Annotated in this window: 7 protein-coding genes and 2 pseudogenes; 4 read left to right on the top strand and 5 right to left on the bottom strand. The window is 46.5% G+C overall.

All coding sequences use genetic code 11. The annotated features are described in order from the left end of the window. Positions 1 to 118: 118 nt before the first annotated feature. The 3 genes from BZG79_RS09440 to BZG79_RS16900 form a co-directional block, all read right to left on the bottom strand. The gene (locus BZG79_RS09440; protein ID WP_077774254.1) at positions 119 to 1,300 is read right to left on the bottom strand and encodes a PTS transporter subunit EIIC; all 1,182 of its coding nucleotides are present in this window, start codon (positions 1,298 to 1,300) and stop codon (positions 119 to 121) included. 10 nt (positions 1,301 to 1,310) lie between these two features. Next, on the bottom strand, positions 1,311 to 1,616 hold the full coding sequence (locus BZG79_RS09435; protein WP_021022536.1) for a PTS sugar transporter subunit IIB: 306 nt from the start codon (positions 1,614 to 1,616) through the stop codon (positions 1,311 to 1,313). A gap of 243 nt (positions 1,617 to 1,859) precedes the next feature. Then, the gene (locus BZG79_RS16900; protein ID WP_277919231.1) at positions 1,860 to 1,991 is read right to left on the bottom strand and encodes a hypothetical protein; all 132 of its coding nucleotides are present in this window, start codon (positions 1,989 to 1,991) and stop codon (positions 1,860 to 1,862) included. Positions 1,992 to 2,313: 322 nt separating this feature from the next. On the opposite strand from BZG79_RS16900, the pseudogene BZG79_RS16685 reads away from it, so the two are divergent. Continuing rightward, a pseudogene (locus BZG79_RS16685) lies at positions 2,314 to 2,466 on the top strand (transposase family protein); the annotation flags it as partial. A gap of 98 nt (positions 2,467 to 2,564) precedes the next feature. Here BZG79_RS16685 and BZG79_RS09430 read toward each other — a convergent pair. Continuing rightward, on the bottom strand, positions 2,565 to 3,104 hold the full coding sequence (locus BZG79_RS09430) for a hemerythrin domain-containing protein (RefSeq protein ID WP_077679709.1): 540 nt from the start codon (positions 3,102 to 3,104) through the stop codon (positions 2,565 to 2,567). 183 nt (positions 3,105 to 3,287) lie between these two features. Here BZG79_RS09430 and norR point away from each other — a divergent pair, with 183 nt between their 5' ends. The 3 genes and pseudogenes from norR (at position 3,288) to BZG79_RS16680 (ending at position 5,655) form a co-directional block, all read left to right on the top strand. Continuing rightward, complete coding sequence (norR, locus tag BZG79_RS09425) at positions 3,288 to 4,823, top strand: nitric oxide reductase transcriptional regulator NorR (RefSeq protein ID WP_077661462.1); 1,536 nt, start codon at positions 3,288 to 3,290, stop codon at positions 4,821 to 4,823. Beyond that, positions 4,823 to 5,227, top strand: a complete 405-nt coding sequence (locus BZG79_RS09420; RefSeq protein WP_021022540.1) for a YbaN family protein — start codon at positions 4,823 to 4,825, stop codon at positions 5,225 to 5,227. Before norR ends, BZG79_RS09420 begins: the two co-directional genes overlap by 1 nt. Next, positions 5,224 to 5,655, top strand: a pseudogene (locus BZG79_RS16680) (ThiF family adenylyltransferase). The gene BZG79_RS09420 and the pseudogene BZG79_RS16680 overlap by 4 nt, the downstream one beginning before the upstream one ends. A gap of 159 nt (positions 5,656 to 5,814) precedes the next feature. Here the strand turns inward: BZG79_RS16680 and BZG79_RS09405 are convergent. Then, positions 5,815 to 7,017 (bottom strand): NnrS family protein, encoded by a 1,203-nt coding sequence (locus tag BZG79_RS09405; RefSeq protein ID WP_021022542.1) that lies wholly within the window; start codon positions 7,015 to 7,017, stop codon positions 5,815 to 5,817. Positions 7,018 to 7,042: the final 25 nt, after the last annotated feature.

Raw genomic sequence — 7,042 nt, 5'->3', positions numbered from 1 at the left:
AGAGAGAATCGTGTAATATATTGAGTTCGCACATCTTGTTGTCTGGTTGCTTGTTTTTTGGCGAAATCATTTGATCACATAACAGGATGTGCATCTACCTTAACTTTATGATTTTTATCTAAATCATCAGGGGATTCCTCAGTGCCGCGCCAACCGGAGCAGGTGCAGTCCAAGGCACCACTGAAATCACAGCACCTACAATTCCCGTTTTGACACAAAAGTACGCAATCGTGGCGTTAACCAGTGGGGCTGTAATAAACGGAATAAAGAAGGTGGGATTCATAATCAAAGGGGTGCCAAATATCACAGGCTCATTGATATTGAAGAGCGAAGGTACAACACTGATTTTCCCGATTGTCTTTAGGTGAGCAGCACGGCTACGCATAAACAAAAAGACCAGGCCTAATGTCGCACCAGAGCCGCCAAGCACGATAAAGAAACTCCAAAAACCCTCTACAAATACATGAGGAATTTGAGCACCAGCAGCAAGCGCAGTTTGATTGGCAGACAGGTTGGTGAGCCAAAAAGCTTGCAACATACCGCCGACAATAGCAGCACCATGAATGCCTGCAAACCACAATACATGTGTAAGTAGCACGGCCAAAAGAATAGCTGGCAACGAGTCAGCAGCACTGACCAGAGGTTTGAATGCCGTCATGATAGCTTCAGGGATGATCATGCCGGTCTGACTTTCAATATATAAATTGAGAGGATATATAGTCAGTACAACCAGTAGTATCGGAATCAACAAATCAAAAGACTGTTTGATTTTACCAGGCACTTGCTCAGGCATTTTGATGCCTATGTTTTTCCTTTGGAGGAAATACATCAGCTCTGTACTATAAAGAGACACAAGAATTGCCGTAAAAATACCTGTACCGCCTAAATATCCCGCAGGCAGTCCTCCTTCAGTCAGTGGCGCAGCTACCAATAGGAAGGACATCAACGACAGCATCGCTGGCATGAATGGCTCCATACTGTAACTTTGCGCCAAGTTATAAGAGATGGCGGCGGTGATATAGACAGACATAATGCCCATCGTCATATTAAATGGTGTGAGTAGTTGCCCTTGATATCGCTCAGCAAGCTGCAACCATACTTGAGCAATGGCCCAGTTTGAATCCGCTGCAAACGGAGGGAAGGCAAATATGAGTAGAAATGAGCCCACAATCATAAATGGCATCGCAGAGATAAATCCATCTCTCATCGCCATAATATGGCGCTGAGACGCTGCCTTACCGGCAACAGGCGTTACTCTATTCTCAATAAACCCAAACACATTATCCGTTAATGTCGTCATTATGAGCCCCCTAACCTAGCTCTACTAACGTATCGTTGAGGATTTTTTCACCATTCATCATTCCATAATCCATGGAGTTAATGACTTTTACTTTTTTGTCTTGTTTAGCTGCGCTTGCGGAAAAATCTGCCTCTTTATATTTCACTTGTGGTCCCAGTAAGCAGATATCGAACTTGGGAAGCATATTTTCAAACTCATCCAAACCAACTGCTTGAATATCAGCTTCTATGCCTTGGCTCTTCGCCGCCTGTTCCATTTTCTTGACCACCATGCTGGTTGACATTCCCGCTGCACAACAAAGAAGAATTTTTACCATTTTCATACCTCTTGACATTCAAGTTACTTAACCAATAGCCCTAATCTATCCAAAAAAGAAACCGGTTTCAGTAACCGGTTTCAAAGTTGAAGGCGAGGATCACAAAAACCGGTTACATCAAGCGAGTCATTGTGGTTTTGATCACATTGCCGGGAGGCTCTGTATGGGTTGTACGAAGAATTCGGAACGAGTAGATATAGGGAGAGAGGATGAGGTAAAACAACTATGCACTGACGCTATACATTAAACCGATAGCGCCGCGGTTTCGGTTATTTCTAGGCATAAGTAACGCACGAATTCTGGGTTCAATTGCAAGTAATAATCAATACGCTGAATCGCACTCTCTCGGTTATACTCAACCGCAGAAATATTCACCCTTCTAAGCCAGTTAGCTAGCCCGACGCCAAGCGATATTGCGGTTGAAAGACAATCTCAACCTCTTTGTTATTGATTTCGACTCCGAGTACGGAAACGAGGACCTACACTTTTGAGCTTGTTCGGTTAAATGAATATCATGATAAATTAAGGTGTCTTTGCGTTTTTTAGTCTCATTAAGAGCGATCATAGCTGCAGTCATCAAGGTGATGGCATCCAAGGCGAGTTCGCGAATATTTTTTAACCAAAGAAGAATCGGTTTAACGATCACTTCTGGCTGTGGTCATATAGGCCGATTCTAAAATGGTTCGGGATAGATACCGTGGACATCGATACATGTAAAGACTACTTCAGCGCCGTTGATGATAATCACTAGAGTGTCAAGATAACCTACCCGCTATTCGGCCTGCTTTTTGCTTCATTGTGCGCGGTGATTGCGGGGTCGAAAGGATGGTACGAGATTCAAGAATACATCCCTAAACACCTTCTCTAATGAAAGCGCTAAAATAGCTTAAAACAGGATCAAATACAGAATATTCGCATTTGCATTCGACCCTTGTCACTTCAGATTAGTTACTGACACGAACCACAACAGAAGTTTTTACCGTGCTCTGACGCTGCTGCCTGTTTTTCAGCAAAAAGTATGTTGTTCTCCAGGTGAATATGCTCGTGCAAATCATCCTGTAACTCTTTTAAACCATTGTACAGAGCTGTCCAAGTACCACATGCGCCTTCCGGTAGTGTCAGATTGTTGGTTAACCGATTAATTTTCACCAACTCGGCTTCGTGCTGCACGTGTTCTTCTTCCATGACAGAAATAGGACCACTTGGATACACACCGCGCGACAGCATTGGGAAAAGAATTTGTTCTTCTTTCATCATATGACTTTCCAATTCCTGTAACATAGCGTCCAGATGCTCCGCTAAACCGCGTGGTGCGAGTTCGTGGTCACCATGCACGTCTTCCACTTTCATTGCCAGTTGCTTAAGTTCTGGTAATTGCTCACGATGGCGTTGATGGAAACGTAAATAAATGTGCTCGATTAATTCCTGCGCTGTTGCTTGTTGCCATTTGGCTTCGCTATCCGCCAACCTTTGCTGTAAATCACTCATGCTAAACTCCTTAACTTAATCCGCAACTCCAGGAACTACACCCGGATGAAACATGAATTCCTAAGTAACAGTGCAACAAGTGCGCCAACTTCTATCCAATTGTAATTATTGACATTCAGAAACCCCACGGTAGTATCAACCCTAACAATTAGGGTAGTTTTTACCAATATAGTGGATTTAACTATGCTACAAGAAAGTGTTTTAGCCGATTTGTTAACAGAGCAACCTACAGCTGTACGACTGCAGAATCTCGTCAGTACGTTGCGACGTCATTTTAACTGCGGCGCAGTCGCACTATTGAAACTCGAGAACGAAGTACTACAACCTATTGCCGTCAAGGGACTCGTGCGCGAAGCTTTGGGCCGTCGCTTTGTGTTAGCGCAGCATCCACGTTTAGCGGTCCTAATATCGTCACGTTCAGCCGTTCGTTTCGAACATGACTCAGCTCTTCCTGATCCGTACGATGGTTTAATGGCTAACCAACCAGGCGAGGCATTGCCCGTACATGACTGCATGGGCATTAGTTTGTATTTGGAAAGCAAATGCTGGGGCGTACTGACACTCGACGCGTTAGAGCCTGGGACATTCACTGACGATTCTATTATTGAATTACAAAAATTTAGCTTATTTGTAGAAACCGCCATTCGCATTGGTCAGTTAGAGCAGAACGTCCGTGCACTGCGGCAAGGGCAAAAGCAATCAGTCGAACACAGCAGTACCTCCGACGCCAATGAGTCAGAAATTATTGGTGAAAGCAAAGCCATTCATGCGGTCTTAAAAGAGCTTCGGATCGTAGCCGGTGCCGATTTGCCCGTATTGCTACTGGGCGAAACCGGGGTCGGTAAAGAACTATTCGCGCGGGAATTACACCGACTGTCGCAACGCAGCGGCAAGCCGTTGATATACGTAAACTGTGCCGCATTACCCGAGTCCTTAGCGGAAAGTGAACTCTTTGGTCACGTAAAAGGCGCTTTCTCCGGCGCAAGCAGTGATCGATCCGGGCGTTTCGACGCGGCTAATGGTGGCACCCTGTTTTTAGATGAAGTTGGCGAGTTACCGCTTTCCATACAAGCCAAACTACTACGCGTACTGCAAAACGGTGAAATTCAACGCCTCGGCTCAGACAAATACCGCAAAGTGGATGTACGCATTATTGCCGCGACCAATCGAAACCTTAAACAGCAAGTCAGTAACGAAACCTTCCGTGCCGACTTGTACCATCGCCTGTCCGTGTATCCACTGCCGATACCACCACTACGTGAACGTGATGACGATGTTTCCATTCTGGCCGGTCATTTTTTGGAGCTGAACCGGGCTCGGCTAGGCTTGCGCGCCATTCGCTTGTCGCCCGAAGCTGAGTTGGCAATTCAACAGTATCAGTGGCCAGGTAACGTTCGCGAACTGGAGCATGTCATTAGTCGGGCCGCCATTAAACTATTGAGCCATGGCATCGACAAAAATGACATTGCCAGCATTGAGCCTAAAGTGCTCGACTTAGACGTGCGATTGCCTTCGGTGGCAGACTCGGGTACTCAAAGCAATGACGCGAACTTACCGACCCAGAGTTTGTCGATGAAAGAAGCGGTACAATATACACAGCGTAAAATGATAGAAGCGGCACTTAAGCGTAACGATGACAGTTGGAGTAGAGCTGCTAAAGAGCTCAAGCTCGACTCCAGTAATTTACATAAAATGGCCGCCCGATTAGGAATGAAGTAATGACCCGAGCGCTTTTAATGAAAATACTATGGCGCTCTTTGGCCGCATTCTTTGTTTTACTGGGGGTTATTGGCATTGCCCTGCCGGTTATGCCCACCGTACCGTTTCTTATTGCCGCGTTATGGGCGGCCAGTAAAGGCTGGCCCCGCCTAGAAACCTGGTTGGTCAACCATCCAAAATACGGACCAGATATTCGGGCCTGGCGCGATAACCGAGTAGTGAAGCGCCGCTCTAAAGTCATTGCACTGGTGATAATGGCCAGTGGTTGCGCCATTTTATGGTTATTCGTGCCACAAGTGCCGGTTTGGCTAAAGATAATTGTCGGCGTGGTATTGGTCACTGTGGGTGCTTGGCTAGCCAGTCGCCCTGAGTCCGTACCTGCACCGTCAGAGAAGTCGTTATGAATAAAACCCTGCCCACTGAGCTGACATTGGTCAATGACGATACTATTGACCGCCACAACCTTCAGCGTCAGGTACGATTTTCAGAGCACTGGATCGGTGAATTAAAAGTCGAAGCGGTTAAGCACCGCTTAGCATAGCTTAATAGCGAAAAACGCATTCAAACGATTAATACGCGAGTTGAGGAAGGCACGCTGGAGCTATTAGTCAGCGCTGAAACCCTGGTTGTCGATTACTGCGATAATTTGGAAACACGCAACGCTGTGAATAAAACCTGTCTGCTACACAAAACGCCCTTGGTATCGGGTTCTGCCATTAGCGTTGAAGGACAAGTAACCAGTTTTTCAATGCAAAATGAGAGCGCGTGTTATGGGTGCTTAAGTCAGTTTTTTGGCGAGCAGCTACCGAAGCCGGAGTGTTGTCGCCGCTAATGGGCGTTATTGGTACGATCCAAGCCGTAGAGCCATAAAAATAGCGGCCAACATAGATCAGCCGCTTTATTCATCATTGTTACTCTTTGACGTATTGCACAGCGAATAGCAGCGGATGAATCTACTAAAGCACCCTAACTGCTCTCACTGCTCCAACGCTTAGCCCGGGTTACCGTCCGCTCGCGGCGTGATCAATACTTTGAAGTAAACGACCACGTAAATGCTGTACGCAATAGCCCAGGCTAACGTACTCAGCATTAACCACTGGCTAGTCAGTTCTGGCATAAACCAAATAAGGAATACGCGAGTCACTGCCGCAATAGCTACCAATAAAAATGCGCCCCACATAATAGGTTTAGTCTGAAGCGGGCGTCCGCTATGCCCTAACGACACCCGAGCTATCATGCTTAAAATCATGTTACCCATAGCGCCAGCGGTCAGTGCGTGCATGGCTACACTCTGAGTAATTTCAATACCGGCATAGCGCAGTGCAAATAACGCTAAACCGATGGGAATGAACCAGTAAGCAATATGCAGCGACCACAACAGCGGCACCCGCCAGGTTATCCAAATTTTCCAACGCACAACACGGACGGCTGTTGTGATGGCACAAAAGGCGAACAACACAACCATAACCTGACTAGGCAACCGCATATGCAGGTTAAAAAAGTGCACCGCGAATATTAGCCATAAGCTGCCTAGCGCCATTTTATCCAGCCAGGGCAATGCCTGAACTTTCTTTGTCATGGTGCCGTTGGCCGTAAACATTGGCAGAACACGCCCGCCGATAATGGCCATTAGCAACGTCACTAGGAATACAGCGTTATAAGCTCCCAGTACTTGGATGTTGTAATGACCAAAATGTAACCCGTAGTGCATCAATAGATTACACACCGTTAATAACAGCAGAATGGGGACAAAAAACAGGTTTCTGGTTTGGTTAATTTTTAGCACCATTATGCCAAACAAGAATGCAGCAACAGGCAGAACACTGACGTCCACCGCCGCCACAAGCCACCACGGCAAGTTTTCACCAAACAACAATAATAATCGTGCCGCACTCCATAGCACCGTCACCACTAGCAAGGTATTACCATGCGGCGCGCGCAGTCCCGTCCAGTTCTGCACTGCAGTGAGCAAAAAGCCCAGCACAATGGCAACTACAAAACCGAAAATCATTTCATGGCTGTGCCAGAACATAATATTTCCGTACACCGGCAAGCTCACCTTCCCCGCCAGCGCAAAGCCCCAAAGCAGAATTGCCACAGCACTGAATAGTGCGCCTAGCAAGAACAGAGGACGAAATGCTTGTCTGAGTATCGGCGTTATGTGATCTTCTTTCTCTCGGTTTGTGATCTGCATCATAGTCACCTGAACACTTTAAAGA

The organism is Salinivibrio sp. MA427, assembly GCF_001996115.1.
Lineage (GTDB): Bacteria > Pseudomonadota > Gammaproteobacteria > Enterobacterales > Vibrionaceae > Salinivibrio > Salinivibrio costicola.
This window is presented reverse-complemented; position numbering and strand designations above follow the sequence as displayed.